Here is a 22,174-nt window from a genome sequence, read left to right on the forward strand (position 1 = left end):
ATTACTCAAACCATCTGCACCCCGACACCGGTAACGGTCACTCAAGCGACCGCTCGGCTCTCCAGCCTCAATTGTCGAAGATCCGGTTCCACAGGCGCTTGATGGCGTTCGGTTGCTTTTGCCCTTGGCTGCTCGACGAGCCCGTTGCGCGGGGGCTGGGCGCCTGGGCCCTGCGCACGCGTCGCTCATGCTCAGCGTAGTAGGCAAGCAGCACTTCGTTGTCGGGCTGCACTTCCAGGCCACGCTTGATGTACTCCAGCGCCAGGGCGAATTCCCGTCTGCCATAGGAACCTTCGCTCAGGTCGATGTAGCGTTGTGCCACGCGTTGCAGCCCGGCCAGCGCCTGCTCATGCCCCGGCACCCAACCCAGTACCTGGCGGTAATAGAACACCGCGCTATTGTCCTCGGGCAGCAGCAGGCGCTCCTCGGCGATGCTTTGCTCGGCCAGTTGCAGGTAACTGGCGATCCGCGCCTCGAGCACCCGTTGCAGGCCAGCCTCGGCCTCGGCATTGGCCGCATCGAGCAGCAGGGCCTGGCGGAAGAAGTAGTCGGCATTGTCCTGCGCCGGCTCGAGCAGCTTGCCTTCGGCCAGGCGCTGTTCGCCGCGGGCGAGGAAGTCGGCGATCTTCATCTGCTGTTGGTAGTAATAGCCCCCGCCGCCAGCAGCACCGACCAGCAGCAGCCCCAGCAGCGCCCACAGCAGGCGCACTGGCGTACGCCGCCCGCCAATGGCCGCCGGCTTGCGCGGTTGGTCCAGGCTGAGCGCCGGGGCGATGCGGGTGTGGTCCAGCTCCGCCTCGCTCAGCTCGGCCAGGGTCGCCAGCAGCACCTTGCAGTCGGCGAAGCGCGCGTCGGGGTCCTTGGCCAGCATGCGCTGCAACAGGTTCTGGTACTGGCTCAGGTCCGCCGGCAGGCTGGGCGGCTCCATCTGCACATGGTTCATCACGGTCTCGGTGTAGCTGGAGCCGCGATACGGATTCGCCCCGCTGAGCATTTCCAGGAGGATGACGCCCAGGCTGTAGATATCGCTGCGCGCATCCAGCGGCTGGCACTGCGCCTGCTCCGGGCTGCTGTAGGCCGGGCTGCCGACGGCGATGTTGAACTGGGTGAGTTCGTTGTCCAGCTCCAGCTCCTTGGCGATGCCGAAATCGGTGATCACCGCCGTGCCGTCGTCACGAAAGAGGATGTTCGCCGGCTTGATATCGCGATGCACCAGGCCTTTCTCGTGCACCACGGCGAGGCCGCCGGCGATCTGCCGGACTATGGCCAGAGCGCGCTGCGGCTCGAACACCTCCCCCTTGTGCTGGGCCAGATCGCCCCCGGCGACAAACTCCATGGCCAGGTAGTGACGGCCATCGGCCAGTTGGTCGATGTCGTGGATGGTGATGATCGAAGGGTGGTGCAGGGAGGCGACGATATGCCCCTCCTTGATGAAGCGTTTGCTGAAGGCCTCATCATCGGCGTTGAGCAAGACCTTCACCGCCACCTTGCGGTGCAGCGACTCCTGGGTCGCCAGATAGACCTCGGCCATCCCGCCCTTACCCAGCCGGCCGTGCACGCTATAGCCGGGTATTTCAAGCAAGCTGTCATTCATAGGGAGTCAGTGCTTCCGGGAGTTCAACAATTTGCTGAGAAAACTGCGCGGTCGGGCTTCGACAACCGGCGGTTCCGCCACGCTGCGGCCCAACACTATGCAGGAGATGTTGTCCTTGCCGCCCAACTGGTTGGCCAGCTCGGTCAGCTGCGCCACCAGCTCATCGAGTGTGCCGGCGGTGGCACACAGCTGCTGGATCTGCTGATCGGTCAGCTCGCCGGTCAGCCCGTCACTGCACAGCAGGAGCAGCTCACCCGGCTCCAGGGTGCCCTGCACCAGGCCGATCTCCAACGCTTGTTCGTCCCGACCGAGGCACTGGAGGATGATATTGCGCCGCGGATGGCTGCGCGCCTCGGATGCGCTCATCTCACCGGCATCCATCATCGCCTGCACCCAGCTGTGATCGCGGGTCAGCGGGCTGATGCTCTCGGCACTGACCCGATAGGCCCGGCTATCACCGACCCAGGCCACCTCGAAATCGGCTCCGGTAAACCTCGCGGCCACCACTGTGGTGCCCATGCCGCGCCCGCCGGAGTCCTGCTCCGCCGCCGCGACTATGGCGGCATTCGCCGCGTGGATGGCGGCGACCAGATCTTCGCCACGGGCAGTCGCTTGCTGCAGGGTTTCCAGCGCGACGGCACTCGCCACCTCGCCACACTGGTGGCCACCCATGCCATCGGCGATGGCCCACAGGTTCAGCTCCGGGCAACAGAGCACGGCGTCTTCGTTGTGCTCGCGAACCCGCCCGGCGACAGACTGCGCCGCGTATCCCAGGGACTCATTGGTGAGCGTCATCGGCATGGCTTCTTATATAACCTTTTGTACTGCCAGTTGGCATTCTAGCCCCCAGGGCGATCGGCACGAACCCAGCACGGAGGCTGTTGCAACAGCCTTGAATGATGCGACCGCCGCCCGGTGCTGTCATCGCTCCGCGCAAATTTCCGCGCGAAATGTTAAGCAGTCGAGACTTTGATCATTCAGCTCCAGGCGTTGTCTTTGCTTGGCTGGGGGATTTGAGTGGTGCCAGCGGGCATGAGACGGACTAAAATCTGCTGCCTAATCCGTAGATCTGGATTGCTGCCGGTTGCCGTCCGTATGGGCAGATGACCGCAAGCGAAACGACCGACTCCCCCTCCATCCGCACAGATCAAGAGAACAAGCATGGGCGCACAGTGGAAAGCCAAACATAGAGAAGCGGCCGCGAATGCCAAGGGCCGCATTTTCGGCAAGCTGGCGAAGGAAATCATGATCGCCGCACGCGCCGGCGCCGACCCCGACATGAACCCGCGCTTGCGCCTGGTGGTGGAGCAAGCCAAAAAAGCCTCCATGACCCGCGAAACCCTGGAGCGTGCCATCAAGAAAGGCGCCGGCTTGCTGGGTGAGACGGTGCACTTCGAGAAGCTCACCTATGAAGGTTTTGCCCCGCATAAGGTGCCGGTGATAGTCGAGTGCCTGACGGACAACATCAACCGCACCGTCGCCGAAATCCGCGTGCTGTTCCGCAAAGGCCAGTTGGGTGCCTCGGGTTCAGTCGCCTGGGACTTCGACTACCTCGGGATGATCGAGGCAGCCCCTACCTCCGCCGATGCCGACCCAGAACTGGCGGCCATCGAGGCCGGTGCCCAGGATTTTGAGCCAGCCGAGAACGGCGCCACGCTGTTTCTCAGCGATACCACCGATGTCGATGCGGTCTGCCGCGCACTGCCAGCCCACGGCTTTACCGTGTTGTCCGCGCAGTTGGGTTACCGTCCGAAGAACCCGATGACGCTGACTGACGCCGAGATGGAAGAGGTAGAAGCATTTTTGGACGCAATCGATGCACACGATGACGTGCAGAACGTCTATGTGGGCCTGGCTGGCTAACGGCTAACACCCCGCTCAACGGCGGATAACGCCCTAGGTTATTCGCCTTACCGGCTGGCTGACGAATACGGCAGCGCAGGGGGCCGGCTAGGTATACTGCCGGGCTTAGCCGCGCGCCCTAATCACTTCATCTCTACGACCCGGATTTCTTATGACTTCGACTAAACATTCGCCTGATCAAACCACGGTTAGCCAAGGCCAACCGAGCGAAGTGGAAACTACCGCTTGCGTGCCGGCGGATGGTGAAAAGTCAGAGGGCATTCCAGCCTTTGCTTTCCCCTTCTCGCCGGCTGAATTCGCTAACGCGAAAACCAAGGATCAACCCTGGTATCAGAAATCCAATAAGTCCAGTCACCATCAAACACCTGGCCGCGCGCCCAATGGCACACGTCGCTCGATGGGCAAGCGCTAACCACGGCGATTCAGCCACCGTACACCCAGCAAGTGGAGCCGCAATGGTAGTCACCGGGATGCTGTTAAAGGCCAACGAGGCTCGCATCGTGACGCTCGACGGCAGCAGAGCGACTCACGCGCTCATCGCTGAGAAATTCAACAAATTGCAGCTCCCGAAGAATCCCACCCAGGAAGATGTGGCGGCCTTCGCGCAAGCCTTCAGCGCTCACTGCCTGGCCAACAAAGTCGACAGGGTGGTGATCAATCGCCGCGCCACTGCCGGCCAGGGCGCGGGCGGTGCCGGCACCTTTCTGCTCGAAGGGGTGCTGCTGGCAACGTCCCCGGCGGCGGTTTCGTTCGCGCACCCACAAACGCTGAAAGCCACCGACCGGCGTGCGGGTGACAGCAAGCAACACAAGCCCACGACTGTCGACCTCGGCAAGGCCTATGACATTGCCTATGAGGGCCTGGAGTAGCTTTGTTCGCCAAGCGTAAGTGGCTGCACGACCCTATTCGCCATGACTGACATCCAATACGGCCTGCTCCCCCAAGTCATGCGGCCTCTGCTCAACAAGTTCTACCGGGCTCATCACTCCCCTATGCGTGCAGGAAGTGCAGAACAACTCTGGGTAGCCAAGCGCAGCGACATTCTCGCCGCCCTCTGCCTTAAGCCGCTTGCTCAAGGTCATTGGCTGACCGGCCTGTTCGTAGCGCCGGCCGAGCGGCGGCAGAACATCGCCAGCAGCTTGATCCGGCAGGCAGTCGCACAAACCCCTGGGCCCATCTGGCTGTTTTGTCATCCAGAACTGCTGGCCTTCTATCGGCCTCTGGATTTCCAGCCGTGCCCGGTTTTGCCCGAACCGCTTGCCGACCGACTGGCGCGCTATAGCCAAAGCAAATCCTTGGTGGCTTTAGCTCGGTAGAAGGCATTGGCGATACCGGCGCAACACGCCGGGCCTCGCTACGCCCCTCATACGCCGCCGTTGGTCGTATGGCCTATCAGTAAAGCCAGCAGTGCCTGTAATGCCGCAGCGTTTCGGCAGTCTACTTTTTGCACCCTCCTGCGGGAGTTACCCATGAACCGACGCACCTTGCTCCAGGGCTTTGCCCTTCTCTCCACGCTGCCGCTGCTCGGCGTTTATTCACGCGCCACAACGGCCGCCACCCAAGCCAACGCCGAAACTGGCGTGGCGCCACTCGACAAACCCCACAGCGCCTGGCGCGAACTGGTTTCGGCGGCCGCTTACGCGGTGCTGTTCGAAGAAGACACCGAGCCTCCAGGCAGCAGCCCGCTGAATGATGAACAGCGCGACGGCACCTTCATCTGCGCCGCGTGTTATTTGCCGCTGTTCGACAGTCGGCACAAGTTCGACAGTGGCACCGGTTGGCCCAGCTTTACTCAGGACATTCCCGGCCACACGGCCTTCAGCCGCGACTTCAAGCTGTTCTACCCACGCACCGAATACCACTGCGTGCGCTGCGGTGGGCATCAGGGCCACATGTTCGACGATGGCCCGCCACCACGGGGCGAGCGCTGGTGCAACAACGGCGTGGCGCTGCGCTTTATCCCGAGGAGCGAACCACTACCGGCACTGCGGAGCTAAGCATGAACAGGCAAACCTCACAGCCAGCGCACTGGCTAAAACGCAACGCCGCATTGACCCGCACGCTGCTGCTGACAACGCTGCTGGCGGCCTGCGGGCAAGCCTTTGCGCAAACCGCCGCCACCGATAACAGCACCAGCACTGAAGGCGTGGCGATCTTCGCCGGCGGTTGCTTCTGGTGTACCGAGTCGGATTTCGACAAGGTGCCGGGTGTGCTGTCGACGACCTCCGGCTACATCGGCGGAACGGTCGCTAATCCGACCTATGAACAGGTGTCGTCCGGCACCAGCGGTCATCTGGAGGCGGTGCAGATACGCTTTGATCCGGGCAAAACCAGCTACGCCAAGCTGCTGGAGGCGTACTGGCCGAGCATCGACCCGCTAACGCCCAATCAGCAGTTCTGTGACCATGGCTCGCAATACCGCAGCGCGATCTTTTATAACGGCCCGCAACAGCAGCAATTGGCCGAAGCGTCCAAGGCGGCAATGGTGGCTTCAGGACGTTTTTCGCAGCCGATCGTGACCGAGATACTGCCGGCCACCACCTTCTATCCTGCCGAGGACTACCACCAGGATTACTACAACAAAAATCCCATCCGCTATGGCTTCTACCGTAGCCGCTGCGGGCGCGACGAGCGCCTGGCCGAGCTCTGGGGCAAAAAAGACTGAGTACTCCTTGTGCCCCACTCGCAAGCACTAGCTGGCTGGCTGTTACACTGGCCAGCTAGTGCGCCGCGCCAGCAGCCGGCCAAAGCTATAGACCCATATCGTCAGCGTGTTAGGAATGCTATGAAAATCGACAAAAAGGCAGCCATCGCTCGCCGCAACCAGCAACTCGGCTCAGCGGTGCTTGGCGTCAACAACACGCATTTCGCGACGATCAATTTGAATAAGGAAATCTGGTGGTTCGACATCCCGGTCAGCCGCCTGAAAATCGGGCAATACGAGTTCGTGCATTTATTGCTGCACAACCACGTCACCGATGAGTTGCACCACCTACGCGTACCGACACTGTTTTTCCGCAGCCATGAAGATGGCCTGGTCACACGCAATAAAGGCGAGCGTAAAGCCACCCTCAGCCTGGAGCTTTCCGCCGACAAGGACTCGCTGTTCCAGGACGTCCGTCCAAGCGGTACTGGCGTGCGCTTTGCGGAGTTCGTGCAACAGTAACGCGGGGCAACGGCTTGGCAATGAAAAAAGGCAGCCTCGAATGGCTGCCTTTTTTCATTATGCGTTGGTGCCGTTGAGAGGAATTGAACCCCCGACCTACTGATTACGAATCAGTTGCTCTACCAACTGAGCTACAACGGCTTATCAAGCGAGTAACCAGGGTTACTCAACAATAGCGCAAAACGTTATTCCTACTCGGCAGAGCTGGCGTGCGACTCTGATTTGAGTCAACTCAGCTCGATCCGATCCGCATGGATCACAATCTGGCCTTGCTTGTACAAAGCGCCGATCGCCTTCTTGAAATTGCCTTTGCTGACGCCAAACAGGCTGGTGATGACGTCCGGTGGGCTTTTGTCGCTGACCGGCAACACGCCATCATGTTCACGCAGCTTCGCCAGGATCTTCTCGTGCAAGGCGTTGGCGGCTTCTTGGCCCACAGGCTGCAGGCTCAGGCTGATTTTGCCGTCTGGGCGGACTTCCTTGATGAAGCCCTTTTCCTGCTTGCCGGCACGCAAAAACTTGAAGACTTCGTTCTTATGAATCAAGCCCCAGTGCTGGTTGTTGATAATGGCTTTGAAGCCCATATCCGTCGACTCAGCTACCAATAGATCGACCGCCTGCCCGGCTTTGTAATTAGCCGGGGCATTATCTAAATGCCGGTCCAGGCGTGCGGTTGCAGTAATCCGGCGGGTATGTTTATCCAGATACACATAAACGACACAGTACTCACCCGCCTGCAGTTGGCGCTTTTCTTCTGAATAAGGCAGCAACAAATCTTTCGGCAAGCCCCAATCCAGGAAAATACCGATACTGTTAATCTCCACCACTTTCAGGCTGGCAAACTCGCCAACCTGAACTTTGGGTTTCTCGGTGGTGGCGATCAACTTGTCATCGCTATCCAGATAAATAAATACATTTAACCAGTCGTCAACTTCGCTCGGCGTATCTTTGGGCACATAACGGTTGGGTAGCAATATCTCGCCATCCGCCCCGCCGTCCAAATAAAGCCCAAAGCTGGTGTGTTTAACCACCTGCAAACTGTTAAAACGCCCGATTAATGCCATGCTCACTACCCTCATTGCGTGGCTGGCATTCTACCCGAGTTTCATCCCGCTGGCGGTGCGGCACAGCATGACGAGATGGCCGCGATCGCCGATAATTGCCCCGCCCACCGCTGGCAGCCCAGATCATCCCGAGCACAGGCAACGCATGAACACCGAGCAGAGCAAGAACCCGCTTCACGGCATCACCCTGGAAGGCATCGTCAACGCGCTGGTCGAGCACTATGGCTGGGAGCAGTTGGGCCAGCTGATCGACATTCGTTGCTTTCAGAGCGACCCGAGCGTGAAATCCAGCCTGAAGTTTCTGCGCAAAACTCCGTGGGCCCGGGAGAAGGTTGAAGCTCTGTACGTGAAGCTGAAGCAGCGCTGATCCGCGGCAGTTTTTTTTGCGGCCTGTACCGGCGATCGAACCCGCCTTCGCAGGGATCGCCGCCCGTCTGCGTCGCCAAGGCTGAACCCACGCCCTGGCTGAGCGTGCGCCTGCGCCGCCCTGCGTTTTTCTTGAGTGCACGCGCTTTTCCAGCAATGACTTGATGCAAAACAAGCAGTTACCTAGCGTCAAGGCTAATTGTGCAAGACCGTGTTTCGCTTAAATATCGCAGCGGCACCTGGCTTTTATGCCATTTATTTAGCAAGCAATTACTCAGTTTTTTGTGTACAATAGCCGGTCATATTAATTTTTAAATAGGTTAATGGCCGCCATGCGCGTTAAAGCATCCGCTATGAAGAAGAAAGCCCCGCCCGCTGTTGAAACCCACAGTTCGATTGATGAGCAGGTTGCTGCTTTTCTGAAGTCCGGCGGTGAAATCCAGGAAATCCCTAAGGGTGTTAGTGGCCAAGTATTTGGCACCTCGAAGCAAATTACTCTTGGCAAGAAATAGTAATTTCGGCGAGATTCCCGTACTCCTCCTCTACGCGCTTTGATCTCCTGCAGACAAAGCGCTAGGGCAAAAATGCCCACCTCTTCTCTCCGCAAAAATCGCATTCAATTTTTCTAGCCTGCTTGGCTTAAATAAATTCAATTCAGCAATTACCCAGCTACTATTAATTCAGTTTTGATCTTGCCCAGCCTTCACGCTAATGCGGTTTGGCAGCAGCAATGAGCAACGGCTATTCTTTAGGTGCAACGCACAGCACATCAACCTCGTTGATGAAGAGAGAAAAGCCATGAAAAGTCTGGATGCAAAAAAATCGGCGAAAAAGAAACCCGCTAAAACACTCGACGAAAAGCGCGCGATGAAGAAAGCCAAGAAGGCTGGCAGCGGTCCCTTTAGCCAATAATCACCCGCTTTGTGCGACGAAAGCCCTGCCAAGCAGGGGAGAAAGCCACGGAGCTTTCATTCGCAAAATCGCTGCTGGATCACCCCATGGGCCGCGTTGCTGGGTAGGCAGCACGGCCTTGCCCAGCAAGGCTACGGCAGCGCCTCCAAAGTCGGTACACAGCATAACCCCCCAGCTAACCCCTCCCCCTCAGTAGCACTCCAGCCAAGCCGCTGCATAAACACTCTTTCTCACAGATTAATCTCCGTCGCCTGGCCTAAACTTACTGGTGACTAGCAAACTCTTGTTTCAAAATCATGTCCAACAGAACATCCAGCCTGCCTGGACAACATTCTTACGGATTCTCGCTGCCTTATTTCAGGAGTTCCTGTGCGCCCTTTCAGCCGCTGGCTGCAGCACCCTGCTAGTTCTTTGATAACTCTTAGCTTCCTGTTCCTGCTCGTACCCATGGCCAGCCGTTATTGGCTGGGCTGGTCGAATGGGTTTGGCTATGTCTCCGATCTGGGCATCGGCTGCTTGCTGATCCTGCTGCTGCACAACCGCTCACTGCTGCTGGCGCTACCGCTGATGCTGATCTGGAGCCTGTTCACCCTGAGCACGGCGGAACTGGTCGGCGCGGTCGGGCGTATGCCAGAACTCAGCGACCTGAAATACCTGGCTGACCCGCAATTCGTCAGTCACTCCACCCAAGGTGGCGGTATCACCTACCCACTGCTCGGGCTGGCCCTGGCCGGCGGCATACTGGCCAAACTGCTGTTGAGCGGCCGCAAACCCCAGGGTCACACGCTGCTGGTCCCAGGCTACTGGTCTGCCCTGCCGGTCGTGTTCCTCGCGGCCCACGCGGTCGGCCAATACACCAATCCCAGCGAAGCCGATCAATGGAAGCAGTTCAATCTGCCGCATAAGTTGCTGGCGGAAGCCTTCAATGCCGGCCAGCTGCACCTAGAAGATTGGCTGGACGGCGATAGCCCCGATACCCAGCCAGATATCGCCGGCCTGACCCAACTGGACTTGAACGGCAGCAAGTTATTCGCCGGCAAAGGCAAGGCGCGTAACGTGCTGATCATTACCCTGGAAGGCATTCCCGGCGCGTACCTCGCGACCAACCGCGCCGCCATCAACAGCAGTTACCACGAGGCGCTGATGCCCAAGCTCAGCCAGTGGGCCGAGCGCGCCATGAATACTCCGGATTACGTCCTGCACAGCCACCAGACCATTCGCGGCCTCTATGCCATGCTCTGCGGTGATTACGAGAAGCTCGTCAGCGGCAGCCCGAAAGGCGTTGAGCTGCTGAACAACCACTCGCGCAATCAACAGTGCCTGCCGGCACAACTGCATGAGCAGGGCTTTCGCACGAACTTCCTGCAGGGTGCCGGCCTGCGCTTTATGGCCAAAGACAAAATCATGCCGCACATGGGTTTTGACAAGACCCTCGGCCGCAACTGGTTCAAGAACAAGCCTTACCTGGAATTCCCCTGGGGCATGGATGACAAATCCTTCTTTGAAGGCGCCCTGGGCTATGTGAAGCAACTTCGCCAGCAGAAAAAACCCTGGATGCTGACCCTGCTGACCGTCGGCACGCATCAACCGTATTCCGCCCCCCAGGAATACCTGGATCGTTACCCCAGCGCCAAACAAGCGGCCATTGGCTATCTGGATGATGCGGTGGCGAGTTTTCTAACCGGGCTGGAGCGGCAGGGAGTACTGAAGGACACCCTAGTGATCGTCACCTCGGATGAGTCGCACGGGATCGAGGATGTGCGCCTGGCCTCGGCCTGGGGCTTCAATCTGGTGCTGGCACCTGAGCAGGACAAGCTGCCGCCGCTCAAACGCGGGGTTTATGGGCATGTCGACCTGACCGCCTCGGTGCTCGATTACTTCGACTTGCCGGTGCCCTCGAACCTCTCCGGCCGCTCACTGTTTCGCGACTACCCAAGCGGGCGCGAAATCATGTCCTACACCAACGGTTTGCTACGCCAGCATGACGGCAAGGGCACCCTAGTCGAATGCAACTTCCAGCAGATCTGCCGGCGTTATGCCAGCGAGGGGTTTATTGCCGATAAAGCACGCTACCTCGGGCGTTTCAGTGGCAAACAGGCCCGCTTGCTGGTGCAGCGTGCAGCACTGCTGGATCAATCGCTGACGAGCGGACAGATCGGCCAGCAATACCAGTTCGCCAACCGCGAGCGAATCAAGCTGAACGAGACCCTGGGCAACGACTGGGCCGACAACCTAATCGGCGCGCAATACCTAGAATTGCCGAAGGGCACCCACACCAGGGTCAGCCTGAAGATTCGCGCGGTGCGGATGGACAAGCAAGGCGCCAAACTCCTGCTCAAGACCAAAGAGTTCGATCGGGATGTGGCCGGGTTGATTCCGGAATTGCCGCTGCTCAAGCCCGGCAAGACGCTGAAGGTGAGTTTCGGCTTCGACAACCTCGTCACCCGCAAGGCATTCTCGTTCCACCTGCTGGGGCAAGGCCGTGGCGCGATCGAAATTACCGACTTCAGCGTCGTCACCGAGCCACTGATAAAACCCTATCTGCTGGACATCAAGCAGGCCGAAGAAAGCGCTCTAGCCCACTAAAGGCCACCCGCCTGGCGGCAACCGAGCTTGCGTCAAGCCGGGCCGCCGTGGCGCTTCACTCAGAAGCTGTTCAAGATCTAGTCGAGCGCAGCTCAGGCAAGGCGAAAACGGACGAAAAAGCGCAGTTTACAAGTAGTAAATGAGCATTTTGAGTTCGTTTTCAACGCAGCATGAGCAAGCGCAGGCAGATATTGAACAGGTTCTAAGGCTGCAAACCGAGCCGCAGCAGTTGGCCATCTACTTCATCGGTCAGCACATAGAGGTAGCCATCCGGGCCTTGCCTGACGTCGCGGATGCGCGCACCCAGCTCCTCAAGCAGGCGCTCTTCATGGACGATCTGGTTGCCCTCCAGCTCCAGGCGGATCAACGCTTGCCCGACCAACGCGCCAATAAACAGATTGTGCTGCCAGGCGGGAAAACGCTCCGCAGAGTAGAACGCCATGCCGCTGATCGCGGGCGATTTCGCCCAGACATAATGCGGCGGCTCCGTGCCTGCGACGGTTTTGCCTTTTGCCTCGGGGATTGGCAGGAAGTTGTAATCGATGCCATGGGTCGCCAGTGGCCAGCCATAGTTCTTGCCGGCCTGCGCAATATTGATTTCGTCACCGCCGCGCGGGCCGTGCTCGTGGGTCCACAGCTTGCCACTCCAGGGGTTGAGCGCGGCGCCTTGTGGGTTGCGATGGCCATAAGACCAGATCTCCGGGCGCACGCCTGACTGGCCCACGAAGGGGTTGTCGGCCGGCACGCTCCCGTCCGGATAGACGCGCACGACTTTACCCTGCAGCTTGCCAAGATCCTGGGCGGTCGGGCGCTGGTAGTTTTCGCCGAGGGTGATGAATAGATGCCCTGCACGGTCGAACACCAGACGCGAGCCGAAGTGACTGCCGCTGGACAGCTTGGGCTGCTGCCGGAAGATCACGCTGAAGCCTTCCAGCCCGGCTCGATCGGCGGACAGCCTGCCGCGCCCGACTGCAGTGCCGGCACGGCCATCCGCACCACCGCCTTCGGCATACGCCAGATAGACCCAACGGTCTTGAGCAAAGGTCGGGGCAAGCGCCACATCGAGCAGCCCGCCCTGCCCCTGGGCATATACCGCTGGCAACCCGGTGAGCGGTGCAGACAGGGCGCCATCTGCAGCGACAATCCGCAACCGCCCCGGCCGCTCGGTGACCAGCAGGCCCTGCTCACCCGGCAAGAAGGCCAGGCTCCAGGGATGCTCCAACCCAGCGGCCACTGGCGTGACACTCAGCGGGCCGAGCTCGCTGGCGTACTCGCGGGTTGGCGCCGGCATAGCCAACGGCGCCGCCAATAACGTCGCCACGGCTAAACCGGTTAAAAATGCCTGTCGCACTGTTGGTCTCTCCGGCGCGGGGCTGGCCACTCGATCGGCGAGCCACGCCATCCAGTATATGCGCGCACTTTTTATCGCTTGGTGAAACGAGGAGACACTGTCGCAAAGGTAGCTGGCAGCTACATTCGGCATATGAGGCGGGCTGCTGAAGCTCCGAGGTCTGAGCAAAGCCGCCGGACTGGCCGGCGGCGGCAGGGCTTACTGAATATCTTCCGGCACCACGACGATCCAGTTCTTGTCGGCAGTCACCGGCTGGCCGAGCTTGGCCTGAGCGGCGGTGTGCTTAGCGATCATGCCGTTGATCTGGTCCATGTATTTGGCCTTGCGGTTGACCCACAGGTGGATGCCGCCTTTGTCCACATCGGTGCTGTGGAACAGCATGTAGCCATCACTGCTCGGGGTGTCGCCGGCGACCAGGATGGGCTTCTTCCACTCGTCGATGTAGGTGAGGATGGCGGCGTATTTGCCGGACATCCAGGTCGCCGGGGTCCACAGATAAGGCGTGAGCTCCAGGCCCAGGTTGGCCTTCTCGTCATAGTTGCCAGCCGTGATCTGCTTACGCGCGGTGGTCACTTCGCCGGTGCTGCGGTTCTTCAGCAGGGTGGTGACGCCAATGACGTTCTGCGGCTTGACGTTGTAGCCGTACTGCGGATCGGCGGCGACCATGCGCACCAGCTCCTCATGGGCGGCGGTCATCACATAGACCTCGATGCCGTTCTCCATCAGCTTATTCATCAACTCCTTCTGCCCGGAGAAGATCTTCGGCGGGTTGATCTCGATGGTCTTGACCGTGTCGCCTTCGTAATAAGTGCTCGGCACCGGCTTACCGTAGGCCATCAGTTCATCGACGTGGCCTTTCAGCTCCTTCAGGGTGAAGCCGGAGAACACCTGTGCGACCCAGGGGTAGCAGACCATGTCGTCGATTTCGCAGAGCCGGTAGTAGTAGCTGTTGAGACTTTCCTTGTGGCCGTTGACGTCCTTGAAGGGGATCAGTTTCAGCGCGGGATCGAGCGATTCCCGAGTCAGTACGCCTTTCATCTCCATAAAGGGCAGCAGCGACTCTTCCAGGTCATAGCGGTAGCTGGTGTTGTCCATGTCGAACACGGCGTAATTGCCCTTGTTCGCATGGGCCTTGACCAAGGCGTCGAGTTGCTTGGCCGCAGGCGCCGGCCAGTGAGTCAATTCAGTGGCCAGAACCTGGCCGGCGAGGCCGGCCATTAGCAAGCCAGCGAGCAGTCTTTTTGAAAACCCCATATGAATCCTTCCCCGGTAGTTGTCGACATGGAAGCGCCTAATGCGGCTTCACCAGGGAAACTAACAAAAGCCTGTGAACATCGAGTTATAGCGCCGACGCCGAGCATTCCACTAGCGCCACTGCCATACCTCTAGGCGCCGCCGCTCTGAGACAAGCGTACCAACCCAGCCTGACGGCGGCCTCTCAGCCTTCGCGATCCCCGCTGGCGACCTGCGGTGCCGCCACACTATCGGGGGCATTCGAGCGCCCAGGTCGACAAGCAGCCAATGCCTTATAGGGGCCGAGCGCCCATCATTGACGCCGATAGGCCGGGATTCGTCCGGGCGCGCTCACCAGGGTCTAGACTCTGTCCCTGCCGTTTTGTGTCCGTCACTCATGGAGAACCAGCATGCTGAAAGCCGAATACCAACACCGTGGCCCGGTGCCGCAAGAGGTGATCGAGGCCGTCGAACTGCAACTGCCAGCGCTGGCCCCCGGTCAGGTGCGGGTCAAAGTCCTGGCCGCACCGATCAACCCCTCGGACGTACTCACTCTGACCGGCGAATACGGCATGTTACCGCCGCTGCCGGCGATTGGCGGCAATGAAGGGGTTGGCCGGGTCGAAGAATTGGGCCCGGAAGTGAGCCAGCTGAAAGTCGGCCAGACTGTGCTGTTACCGGTCGGCTGTGGCACTTGGGTAACCCACCTGAACGCCGAAGCGAAGCAGCTGATCCCGCTACCCGACGCCGACCCACAGCAGTTGGCGATGCTGACGGTGAACCCGCCGACGGCTTCGCTGCTGCTCAGCGAGTTCGTCGACCTGCAACCCGGCGACTGGGTGATTCAGAACGCCGCCAACTCCGGGGTCGGCAGCTATTTGATCCAGCTGGCCAAACTGCGCGGCTTCAAGACCCTCAACGTGGTGCGCCGGGAATCGGCGGTCGCTGCGGTAAAGGCCGAAGGCGCCGATGTGGTGCTGGTGGACGGGCCGGACTTGCCCAAACGCGTGCGCGAAGCCACCGCTGGCGCGGCCGTACGCCTAGGTATCGATGCGGTCGGCGGCGTTGCCACCGATCATTTGGCCGCCAGCCTCAGTGAGGGCGGCGTGCTGGTGAACTACGGCATGATGAGCCGTGAACCCTGCCAGGTCTCGCCGGCCTCCTTCGTTTTCCGTGACGTCAGTTTGCGCGGCTTCTGGCTGGCCAAGTGGTTCCGCGTGGCCACACCGGCGCAGCAGATGAAGGTGTTTGCCGAACTGACCCAGCTGATTGCCAGCGGCCAGCTGAAGACCCGCGTCGCCGCGACCTACGATCTCAGCCAGATCAAGGAAGCCGTGGCCGCCGCAGCGAGTGGCGAACGCAATGGCAAAATCCTGATCGTGCCGAAGTAAGGTTTTGGCCCTCGAGAGTTAAGCGCACGGAATAGGCTTGCTGGAGAAAGCGCCGGCCCTGCGGGCCGGTTGGTGGGTTACAGCCTGCGGCCTAACCCACCCTACTAGTCTTACTCGGCGGCTGGTTTCTTGCGCTTGAGCGGGGCCAGGCCATCGCGGCTGACCAGAGCCGGCGTATCGCTTTTCGGCCGGTTGGCGGTTTTGCGTTTGGTCGCGGTCTTGGCCGGGGCTTTCTTCTCGGTTTTCTTGTCGGTCTTCTTCTTTTTCACACCGACGGCTTTACCGGAGGCTTTGACCTTTTTCGGCCCCTGGTAAGTGCCTTTCAACTCCTTGATGGTGCGTCGCTCGAAGCTTTGCTTCAGGTAGCGCTCGATGCTCGACATCAGGTTCCAGTCGCCGTGGCAGATCAGCGAAACCGCCAAGCCCTCGCCACCGGCACGCCCGGTACGACCGATGCGATGCACGTATTCGTCGCCACTGCGCGGCATGTCGAAGTTGATCACCAGATCCAGGCCATCCACATCCAGGCCACGGGCGGCCACATCGGTGGCCACCAGGATCTTCACCCCGCCCTGCTTCAGGCGATCGATGGCCAGCTTGCGGTCTTTCTGGTCTTTCTCGCCGTGCAGCACGAAGACCTTGTGATCGGTCGCGACCAGGCGGCCATACAGGCGGTCGGCCTGCACGCGGGTGTTGGTGAAGATGATCGCCTTCTGATAGGTCTCATTGGCCAGTAGCCAGTGCACCAGTTGCTCTTTGTGTTGGTTGTGGTCGGCGGTGATGATTTGCTGGCGCGTGCCTTCGTTCAGTTGGCTAACGCTGTTGAGTTGCAGGTGCTGCGGCTCACGCAGCACCGAGGCGACCATCTCCCGCAGCCCGGCACCACCGCTGGTGGCCGAGAACAGCAGGGTCTGGTGCGCGCCTTTGCACTCACCGGCCAGACGTTGCACGTCCTCGGCAAAGCCCATATCGAGCATGCGGTCGGCTTCGTCGAGCACCAGCACTTCGACGCTCTTGAGATCGAGATTGCCGGCGTTCAGTTGTTCGAGCAGACGCCCCGGTGTACCGATCAACACATCCGGCACCTTACGCAGCATCGCGGCTTGCACCTTGAAGTCTTCACCGCCGGTGATCAGCCCGGACTTGATAAAGGTGAACTGCGAGAAACGCTCGACTTCTTTGAGGGTCTGCTGCGCCAGCTCACGAGTCGGTAGCAGGATCAGCGCACGAATCACCACCCGCGGCTTGGCGTCGCCCATTAGCCGGTTCAGCATCGGCAGCACAAAGGCCGCGGTCTTGCCGCTGCCGGTTTGCGCCGTCACCCGCAGATCACGCCCTTCCAGCGCCGGCGGAATAGCCACCGTCTGCACCGGCGTCGGCTCGACAAAGTTCAGCTCGGCCACGGCTTTAAGCAGGCGTTCGTGCAGGGCGAATTGGGAAAACACGGGGTTACCTCGGCGAAAATCAGTAAACAGTTGTATAGCGTAACGTTTGTCGCCACGGAAAACTCGCAGTCTGTGCATTTTGCGTGGATTCGACCGTGGCAAGCGGGCTAAGCTCGCCGCCGTTTTCACCACAGGGAGCGCCCGGATGAATGCGTTTATCGCACACCTTGGAGCGCGCAGCGAACAGCTGCCGCCACTGCTGCAACGCGCTCAGCAGAGCACTATCCGCCTGTGCGGGCCGGGCGCCGTGGTGTGGCCTGGCTACTCGGTAGACTGCTGGGGATGCCGGAAGCAGGTACCGCGGTGCCGTTGGTCGTAAAGGACCAGCACAGTGCCGAAGAACTGGCCTGGCTAGAGCGCGACCGCCCCTACCCGGCCAACCTCGCCCCGCTGCTGCGCGCCCCCGTGCGGCCAGGCTTACAGCCCTTGGCGCGCCTGCTTGCGCAGGACGTGCACACTGTCCCAACCGGTCAGTAATATCGCCAGCCAGATCGGCGCGTAGGTCCAGAGCTGAGCCGGGTCGAAGGCCTCGCCGAGAAACAGCACCGCCACGGCAAACAGCAACACCGGCTCGACATAACTGAGAATACCGAACACGCCCAGCGGCAATAGCCGGCTGGAGGCCATCATGGCGGCAAACGCCAAGGTTCCGAGCAAACCCACGCCCGGGAGCAGCCACCAGAGTTGCGGGCGCAGGCTGAACAGATCCGCCGGGCTATAAGTGACGATCAACCACAGCGCCAGTGGTGCCAGCATCAGCATCTCCAGGATGAAACCGGACAGCGCGTCCACACGCATCCAGCGGCGCAGCATGAAATACGGCGGATAGCCGAGCGCGGCGAGCAAAGTCACCCACGAGAATGCCCGCGTCAGCCACAACTCATGGGCCACCCCAAGCAGCGCGCACGCCACCGCAATAGCTTGCAGCGGGCTCAGGCGCTCGCCATAAAACACCCGGCCGGCCAACACCATCACCAGCGGCAGGAGAAAGTAGCCGAGCGACACCTCGAGCATCCGCCCCACCAGCGGCGCCCACAGGAACAAGCCCCACTGCAGGCCAATCAACACTGCCGCCAACGGCAAGGCGGCCAACAGTAATGGCTCGTTACGCAGGCGCTGGAACACCGCCCCCAGCACAGCCCATTGGCGCGCCACGGCGACCAACAGCAACACGGCAGGAATCGACCAGAGCACGCGCTGGGCGAACACCTGGAGACCATCCAGCGGTGCCAGTTCGCGCACATAACCCGGCATCAAGGCGAACAACAGCGAAGCCGTTATCGACAACGCCACGCCGCGACCGGACAACCTCATGGCCGCCCCCCCGGCAATGACTTCGAAAACCCCAACAGCAGCATGGCAAGCCTCGCAAAACAGCCGGCGACCTTAACCCGAACCTAGCGGTTTAAATAGCCTGGGCGATGAAATCGGCCACAAGCAAAAAAGCCCGGTCGACCAAGGGGAATGGTCGACCGGGCCGCTACGCCCAGGAGCAACGGGCGTGAAGAGGGCACGAGGCAAGCCTTTAAAGCACTGCGGTGTGAGTCGTCAGCCACGTCTAGATGCGGCCCCCGCCTACGCGGGAGCGGCCTAAAGCGGTGGTTTCCAGCCGCCTTAAGCCAGTCGCTGATCCGCTAAAGATCAAGCCACTTGGGCCAGTTGCGCCTTGGCCTGACTCAGGCCTTTTTCCTGAAACTCGCCACCGAGGTTGAGGCCTTCGGCATGGATAAAGTCGACCTCATGAATCCCGATAAACCCCAGGGCCTGGCGCAGGTAGGGTTCCTGGTGATCCATGCTGCTGCCGGCGTAGATGCCACCCCGCGCGGTCAACACATAGGCGCGCTTGCCGGTGAGCAGGCCTTGCGGGCCGGTGTCGGTGTATTTGAAGGTCACCCCGGCACGCAGCACGTGATCCAGCCAGGACTTCAAGGTGCTGGGGATGGCGAAGTTGTACATGGGCGCCGCCAGTACCAGCACATCGGCCGCCAGCAACTCATCGGTGAGGGTATTGGAGCGGGCCAGCGCGGCTTTTTCCGCGGCCGTCTGCTGCTCTGCCGGCGTCATCCAGCCACCCAGCAGGTTGAGATCCAGGTGCGGCACCTGCTCCACCGCCACGTCGCGGACGGTCACCTGATCGGCCGGATGAGCCGCTTGCCACTGCGCGATAAATTGCGCGGTGAGCTCGCGCGAGACCGAACCTTGTTGACGGGCACTGCTTTCAATTACGAGAACACGGGACATAGCGGCTAACTCCATCGAGGGGTTGTTGTGCGTCGATGGCGTGAGATTAAGGCGGTAGATATTGATAAAAAAGCGTAAAAATCCGCTACAACCAATCTATAAAATTGATTTATAGCGTAACGAGCACTAGGCTGTGACCAGTTTCAAGCGGCTGACGGGCGTAGTGCAGGCTTTACTGAGGGTTACAGGTCAGCTTGATCCGCAGCTTGATGACCTGATTGGTGAATTTGGCCGTCAGCAGCGCGTCCTGCCCGGCGGCAAGCTGTATTTTGCGAGTGCGCGGCGCCTCGGGACCGTTGCGAAAGACCGCCTGGCACTGCGCCGCGGCCTTCCCATAGTTGTAGAGCTGGATGGCGCCCATGTTGAAGTCGACCTCCTGGGTCGAGGCCGACACCTCGGCACCGTTAAGTTGCTTCTCCAGTTCGATCGGATAGGCAAAAGCGCTCAGCGGCAGCAAAGCGATGACAGCACAGCACAACTTTTTCATCGGGCGTTCTCCAACAGGGAGTACAGCTTAGGACAAGAGGAGGCGAGGATGAAAGCGCCCCGCGTGACCCTGGATCAATGGCGAACCTTGCAAGCGGTGGTCGACCATGGCGGCTTCGCCCAGGCGGCCGAAGCGCTGCACCGTTCGCAATCATCGGTGAGCTACACCGTGGCGCGCATGCAGGAACAACTCGGCGTGCCGCTGCTGCGCATCGACGGCCGCAAAGCCGTGTTGACCGAGGCCGGTGGCGTGCTGCTGCGCCGCTCGCGGCAACTGGTCAAGCAGGCCAGCCAACTGGAAGACCTGGCGCACCACATGGAGCAAGGCTGGGAAGCCGAAGTCCGCGTGGTGGTCGACGCCGCCTACCCGAATGCCCGCCTGGTGCGCGCGCTGACGGCCTTTATGCCGCAGAGCCGCGGCTGTCGCGTGCGCCTGCGCGAAGAGGTGCTCTCCGGCGTCGAGGAAGTGCTCAAGGAAGGTATCGCCGACCTGGCCATCAGTGGCTTCAATATTCCCGGCTATCTGGGCGTGGAGATGAGTTCGGTCGAGTTTGTCGCGGTCGCTCATCCGGAGCATCCGCTGCACCGCCTGCAGCGCGAGATCAACTTTCAGGATCTGGAGTCCCAACTGCAGGTGGTGATTCGCGACTCCGGCCGGCAGCAGCCGCGCGACGTCGGTTGGCTCGGCGCCGAACAGCGCTGGACCGTCGGCAGCCTGGCCACCGCCGCCACCTTCGTCAGCAGCGGCCTGGGCTTCGCCTGGCTGCCGCGCCACCTGATAGTGCGCGAGCTGAAGGAGGGTTTGCTCAAGGAGCTGCCGCTGGATCAGGGCGGTACCCGTAACCCGACCTTCTTTCTGTACTCGAACAAAGACAAACCCCTGGGCCCGGCCACGCAGATTCTCGTCGAGCTGTTCAAGGCGTTCGACCGCGCGCCCCTGGATGCCCCTTTTGCCGCCCCTCTACCGCCCTCTGACACTCCGCTTGGATGAGCCTACGCCCATGTCCTATTTCGACTATGAAGGTTGCCAACTGCATTACGAAGACTACGGCCACGGCGCCCCGCTGCTGCTGGTGCATGGCCTGGGCTCCAGCACCCAGGACTGGGAATACCAGATCCCGCAACTCAGCGCCCACTACCGGGTGATCGTCCTCGACGTGCGCGGCCACGGCCGCTCGGCCAAGCCGCGCGAAGCCTATAGCATTGCCGGCTTCGCCGAAGATGTCGCCGCCCTGATCGAGCACCTCAAACTTGCCCCGGTGCATCTGGTTGGCATTTCCATGGGCGGGATGATTGGCTTTCAGCTCGGCGTCGATTACCCGCACTTGCTGAAAAGCCTGTGCATCGTCAACAGCGGCCCGGAGGTGAAGGCCAAAAGCCCGCGCGACCTGCTGATGATCGCCCAACGCTGGACGCTGTCGCGCCTGCTGAGTCTGGAGACCATCGGCAAAGGCCTGGGCAAATTGCTCTTCCCCAAGCCTGAGCAAGGCGAGCTGCGCCGGAAGATCGAACAGCGCTGGCCACAGAACGACAAACGCGCCTATCTCGCCAGTCTCGATGCCATTATCGGCTGGGGCGTACGGGAACGACTGGCGCGCATCACCTGTCCTACCTTGGTGGTCAGCGCCGATCACGACTACACCCCGGTGGCGCTGAAACAGGCGTACGTGCAAGAGCTGCCGAACGCACGCCTGGTGGTGATCGCCGATTCGCGCCACGCCACACCAATGGATCAACCCGAACGCTTCAACACCGCCCTGCTCGGCTTCCTCGCCGAAGTCGAACCACACAGTCAGCCCCTATAAAGAAGGCCTGCTAAAAATGCTGAAGAAACTTGCCCTCGTCGCCTGCTCCCTGTTGTTCGCCAGCAGCCTGCTGGCTGCGGACCCATCCACCGCCAAGCCCCACGTCCTGCTGACCACCAGCCTGGGCGAGATCGAGATCGAACTGGAAGCCGACAAGGCCCCGATCAGCGTGCAGAACTTCCTCGCCTATGTGGACAGCGGCTTCTATGCCAACACCCTGTTCCACCGGGTCATCCCCGGCTTCATGGTGCAAGGCGGCGGCTTCGATGCGGACATGCAGCAGCGCAATACCCAGGCCCCGATCAAGAACGAAGCCAACAACGGCCTGCACAACGTGCGCGGCACCCTGGCCATGGCCCGCACCCAGGTCGTCGACTCGGCCACCAGCCAGTTCTTTATCAACCACAAGGACAACGCCTTCCTCGACAACGGCTCGCGCGATTTTGGTTACGCGGTATTCGCCAAGGTCGTGCGCGGCATGGAGGTGGTCGACCAGATCGCCCAAGTCCCGACAGGCAACATCGCCGGCTTCCAGAACGTACCGCGCACACCGGTGCTGATTCTGTCCGCCAAACGCCTCTGAATTTGAGGCCCGCGGCACAGGGATAGGCCGTGCGCCGAGCTCGCCGCACCTGATCGGCAGCGAGCTCAGTCAACCTGAGGAGAGCCCG

23 protein-coding genes and 1 tRNA gene are annotated in these 22,174 nt (G+C 60.7%); 14 read left to right on the top strand and 10 right to left on the bottom strand.

Features of this window, described 5'->3' with window-relative positions; all coding sequences use genetic code 11:
- Positions 1-67: 67 nt before the first annotated feature.
- Together FFS12_RS09745 and FFS12_RS09750 are read right to left on the bottom strand one after the other, a co-directional pair.
- Positions 68-1,594, bottom strand: coding sequence for a serine/threonine-protein kinase (locus FFS12_RS09745; RefSeq protein WP_137886649.1), 1,527 nt, complete (start codon positions 1,592-1,594; stop codon positions 68-70).
- A gap of 6 nt (positions 1,595-1,600) precedes the next feature.
- Positions 1,601-2,395: a PP2C family serine/threonine-protein phosphatase gene (locus FFS12_RS09750; protein WP_137886650.1), complete on the bottom strand. Its 795-nt coding sequence runs from the start codon at positions 2,393-2,395 to the stop codon at positions 1,601-1,603.
- A 360-nt stretch (positions 2,396-2,755) separates the two neighbouring features.
- Here FFS12_RS09750 and FFS12_RS09755 point away from each other — a divergent pair, with 360 nt between their 5' ends.
- From FFS12_RS09755 to FFS12_RS09785, 7 genes are all read left to right on the top strand, one after another.
- A complete protein-coding gene (locus FFS12_RS09755) occupies positions 2,756-3,457 on the top strand; it encodes a YebC/PmpR family DNA-binding transcriptional regulator (protein WP_137886651.1) in 702 nt (233 codons plus the stop codon).
- Between the two features lie 151 nt (positions 3,458-3,608).
- Entirely contained in the window at positions 3,609-3,869 is a 261-nt protein-coding gene (locus FFS12_RS09760; RefSeq protein WP_372239456.1) for a hypothetical protein, read from the top strand.
- 43 nt (positions 3,870-3,912) lie between these two features.
- Entirely contained in the window at positions 3,913-4,326 is a 414-nt protein-coding gene (locus tag FFS12_RS09765; protein WP_137886652.1) for a DUF3010 family protein, read from the top strand.
- 42 nt (positions 4,327-4,368) lie between these two features.
- Positions 4,369-4,773 (top strand): GNAT family N-acetyltransferase, encoded by a 405-nt coding sequence (locus tag FFS12_RS09770; protein WP_137886653.1) that lies wholly within the window; start codon positions 4,369-4,371, stop codon positions 4,771-4,773.
- Between the two features lie 153 nt (positions 4,774-4,926).
- The gene (gene msrB, locus FFS12_RS09775; RefSeq protein ID WP_137886654.1) at positions 4,927-5,454 is read left to right on the top strand and encodes a peptide-methionine (R)-S-oxide reductase MsrB; all 528 of its coding nucleotides are present in this window, start codon (positions 4,927-4,929) and stop codon (positions 5,452-5,454) included.
- Positions 5,455-5,456: 2 nt separating this feature from the next.
- Positions 5,457-6,122: a peptide-methionine (S)-S-oxide reductase MsrA gene (gene msrA / locus FFS12_RS09780; protein ID WP_137886655.1), complete on the top strand. Its 666-nt coding sequence runs from the start codon at positions 5,457-5,459 to the stop codon at positions 6,120-6,122.
- Between the two features lie 120 nt (positions 6,123-6,242).
- Positions 6,243-6,623: a hypothetical protein gene (locus tag FFS12_RS09785; protein WP_137886656.1), complete on the top strand. Its 381-nt coding sequence runs from the start codon at positions 6,243-6,245 to the stop codon at positions 6,621-6,623.
- A 65-nt stretch (positions 6,624-6,688) separates the two neighbouring features.
- Here the strand turns inward: FFS12_RS09785 and FFS12_RS09790 are convergent.
- Together FFS12_RS09790 and FFS12_RS09795 are read right to left on the bottom strand one after the other, a co-directional pair.
- A tRNA-Thr gene (locus FFS12_RS09790) sits at positions 6,689-6,764 on the bottom strand.
- A gap of 86 nt (positions 6,765-6,850) precedes the next feature.
- On the bottom strand, positions 6,851-7,687 hold the full coding sequence (locus tag FFS12_RS09795; protein WP_137886657.1) for a S1 RNA-binding domain-containing protein: 837 nt from the start codon (positions 7,685-7,687) through the stop codon (positions 6,851-6,853).
- Between the two features lie 145 nt (positions 7,688-7,832).
- Here FFS12_RS09795 and FFS12_RS09800 point away from each other — a divergent pair, with 145 nt between their 5' ends.
- The 3 genes from FFS12_RS09800 to FFS12_RS09810 all read left to right on the top strand — a co-directional run bounded on the left by FFS12_RS09800 (position 7,833) and on the right by FFS12_RS09810 (position 11,551).
- Positions 7,833-8,054, top strand: a complete 222-nt coding sequence (locus FFS12_RS09800) for a VF530 family DNA-binding protein (RefSeq protein ID WP_137820678.1) — start codon at positions 7,833-7,835, stop codon at positions 8,052-8,054.
- A 322-nt stretch (positions 8,055-8,376) separates the two neighbouring features.
- The gene (locus FFS12_RS09805; protein ID WP_171011850.1) at positions 8,377-8,565 is read left to right on the top strand and encodes a hypothetical protein; all 189 of its coding nucleotides are present in this window, start codon (positions 8,377-8,379) and stop codon (positions 8,563-8,565) included.
- Positions 8,566-9,334: 769 nt separating this feature from the next.
- Entirely contained in the window at positions 9,335-11,551 is a 2,217-nt protein-coding gene (locus tag FFS12_RS09810) for an LTA synthase family protein (RefSeq protein WP_137886658.1), read from the top strand.
- Positions 11,552-11,753: 202 nt separating this feature from the next.
- On the opposite strand, the gene FFS12_RS09815 is transcribed toward FFS12_RS09810, so the two are convergent.
- Both FFS12_RS09815 and FFS12_RS09820 read right to left on the bottom strand, forming a co-directional pair.
- Positions 11,754-12,842, bottom strand: coding sequence for a PQQ-dependent sugar dehydrogenase (locus tag FFS12_RS09815; RefSeq protein WP_137886781.1), 1,089 nt, complete (start codon positions 12,840-12,842; stop codon positions 11,754-11,756).
- 258 nt (positions 12,843-13,100) lie between these two features.
- Entirely contained in the window at positions 13,101-14,156 is a 1,056-nt protein-coding gene (locus FFS12_RS09820) for a haloacid dehalogenase-like hydrolase (RefSeq protein WP_137886659.1), read from the bottom strand.
- A gap of 389 nt (positions 14,157-14,545) precedes the next feature.
- Between FFS12_RS09820 and FFS12_RS09825 the strand changes: the two genes are divergently transcribed.
- Positions 14,546-15,526, top strand: a complete 981-nt coding sequence (locus tag FFS12_RS09825) for a zinc-dependent alcohol dehydrogenase family protein (protein ID WP_137886660.1) — start codon at positions 14,546-14,548, stop codon at positions 15,524-15,526.
- Between the two features lie 110 nt (positions 15,527-15,636).
- Here FFS12_RS09825 and FFS12_RS09830 read toward each other — a convergent pair whose 3' ends face one another.
- From FFS12_RS09830 to FFS12_RS09845, 4 genes are all read right to left on the bottom strand, one after another.
- The gene (locus tag FFS12_RS09830) at positions 15,637-16,971 is read right to left on the bottom strand and encodes a DEAD/DEAH box helicase (RefSeq protein WP_137820669.1); all 1,335 of its coding nucleotides are present in this window, start codon (positions 16,969-16,971) and stop codon (positions 15,637-15,639) included.
- A gap of 417 nt (positions 16,972-17,388) precedes the next feature.
- On the bottom strand, positions 17,389-18,285 hold the full coding sequence (gene rarD / locus FFS12_RS09835; RefSeq protein WP_137886661.1) for an EamA family transporter RarD: 897 nt from the start codon (positions 18,283-18,285) through the stop codon (positions 17,389-17,391).
- 327 nt (positions 18,286-18,612) lie between these two features.
- Positions 18,613-19,212 (bottom strand): FMN-dependent NADH-azoreductase, encoded by a 600-nt coding sequence (locus FFS12_RS09840; RefSeq protein WP_137886662.1) that lies wholly within the window; start codon positions 19,210-19,212, stop codon positions 18,613-18,615.
- Between the two features lie 172 nt (positions 19,213-19,384).
- A complete protein-coding gene (locus tag FFS12_RS09845) occupies positions 19,385-19,699 on the bottom strand; it encodes a 3-phosphoglycerate kinase (protein ID WP_137886663.1) in 315 nt (104 codons plus the stop codon).
- A gap of 48 nt (positions 19,700-19,747) precedes the next feature.
- Here FFS12_RS09845 and FFS12_RS09850 point away from each other — a divergent pair, with 48 nt between their 5' ends.
- The 3 genes from FFS12_RS09850 to FFS12_RS09860 are packed head-to-tail and all read left to right on the top strand — an operon-like array spanning position 19,748 to position 22,086.
- Positions 19,748-20,689: a LysR family transcriptional regulator gene (locus FFS12_RS09850; protein ID WP_137820665.1), complete on the top strand. Its 942-nt coding sequence runs from the start codon at positions 19,748-19,750 to the stop codon at positions 20,687-20,689.
- 10 nt (positions 20,690-20,699) lie between these two features.
- Positions 20,700-21,503: an alpha/beta fold hydrolase gene (locus tag FFS12_RS09855; RefSeq protein WP_137886664.1), complete on the top strand. Its 804-nt coding sequence runs from the start codon at positions 20,700-20,702 to the stop codon at positions 21,501-21,503.
- 16 nt (positions 21,504-21,519) lie between these two features.
- The gene (locus FFS12_RS09860; protein ID WP_137820663.1) at positions 21,520-22,086 is read left to right on the top strand and encodes a peptidylprolyl isomerase; all 567 of its coding nucleotides are present in this window, start codon (positions 21,520-21,522) and stop codon (positions 22,084-22,086) included.
- The last annotated feature ends 88 nt before the right edge of the window (positions 22,087-22,174 follow it).

Origin of the sequence: Pseudomonas sp. 2FE (assembly GCF_005503735.1) — a bacterium.
Taxonomy (GTDB): Bacteria; Pseudomonadota; Gammaproteobacteria; order Pseudomonadales; family Pseudomonadaceae; genus Aquipseudomonas.

Coding starts and splice junctions, on each gene's coding strand:
- FFS12_RS09750 (WP_137886650.1), bottom strand. CDS start 2,395: ATGCCGATGACGCTCACCAATGAGTCCCTGGGATACGCGGCGCAGTCT.
- FFS12_RS09785 (WP_137886656.1), top strand. CDS start 6,243: ATGAAAATCGACAAAAAGGCAGCCATCGCTCGCCGCAACCAGCAACTC.
- FFS12_RS09770 (WP_137886653.1), top strand. CDS start 4,369: ATGACTGACATCCAATACGGCCTGCTCCCCCAAGTCATGCGGCCTCTG.
- FFS12_RS09765 (WP_137886652.1), top strand. CDS start 3,913: ATGGTAGTCACCGGGATGCTGTTAAAGGCCAACGAGGCTCGCATCGTG.
- FFS12_RS09760 (WP_372239456.1), top strand. CDS start 3,609: ATGACTTCGACTAAACATTCGCCTGATCAAACCACGGTTAGCCAAGGC.
- FFS12_RS09795 (WP_137886657.1), bottom strand. CDS start 7,687: ATGGCATTAATCGGGCGTTTTAACAGTTTGCAGGTGGTTAAACACACC.
- msrA (WP_137886655.1), top strand. CDS start 5,457: ATGAACAGGCAAACCTCACAGCCAGCGCACTGGCTAAAACGCAACGCC.
- FFS12_RS09805 (WP_171011850.1), top strand. CDS start 8,377: ATGGCCGCCATGCGCGTTAAAGCATCCGCTATGAAGAAGAAAGCCCCG.
- FFS12_RS09745 (WP_137886649.1), bottom strand. CDS start 1,594: ATGAATGACAGCTTGCTTGAAATACCCGGCTATAGCGTGCACGGCCGG.
- FFS12_RS09850 (WP_137820665.1), top strand. CDS start 19,748: ATGAAAGCGCCCCGCGTGACCCTGGATCAATGGCGAACCTTGCAAGCG.
- FFS12_RS09815 (WP_137886781.1), bottom strand. CDS start 12,842: ATGCCGGCGCCAACCCGCGAGTACGCCAGCGAGCTCGGCCCGCTGAGT.
- FFS12_RS09860 (WP_137820663.1), top strand. CDS start 21,520: ATGCTGAAGAAACTTGCCCTCGTCGCCTGCTCCCTGTTGTTCGCCAGC.
- FFS12_RS09755 (WP_137886651.1), top strand. CDS start 2,756: ATGGGCGCACAGTGGAAAGCCAAACATAGAGAAGCGGCCGCGAATGCC.
- FFS12_RS09845 (WP_137886663.1), bottom strand. CDS start 19,699: ATGAAAAAGTTGTGCTGTGCTGTCATCGCTTTGCTGCCGCTGAGCGCT.
- rarD (WP_137886661.1), bottom strand. CDS start 18,285: ATGAGGTTGTCCGGTCGCGGCGTGGCGTTGTCGATAACGGCTTCGCTG.
- FFS12_RS09840 (WP_137886662.1), bottom strand. CDS start 19,212: ATGTCCCGTGTTCTCGTAATTGAAAGCAGTGCCCGTCAACAAGGTTCG.
- FFS12_RS09820 (WP_137886659.1), bottom strand. CDS start 14,156: ATGGGGTTTTCAAAAAGACTGCTCGCTGGCTTGCTAATGGCCGGCCTC.
- FFS12_RS09825 (WP_137886660.1), top strand. CDS start 14,546: ATGCTGAAAGCCGAATACCAACACCGTGGCCCGGTGCCGCAAGAGGTG.
- FFS12_RS09800 (WP_137820678.1), top strand. CDS start 7,833: ATGAACACCGAGCAGAGCAAGAACCCGCTTCACGGCATCACCCTGGAA.
- FFS12_RS09855 (WP_137886664.1), top strand. CDS start 20,700: ATGTCCTATTTCGACTATGAAGGTTGCCAACTGCATTACGAAGACTAC.
- msrB (WP_137886654.1), top strand. CDS start 4,927: ATGAACCGACGCACCTTGCTCCAGGGCTTTGCCCTTCTCTCCACGCTG.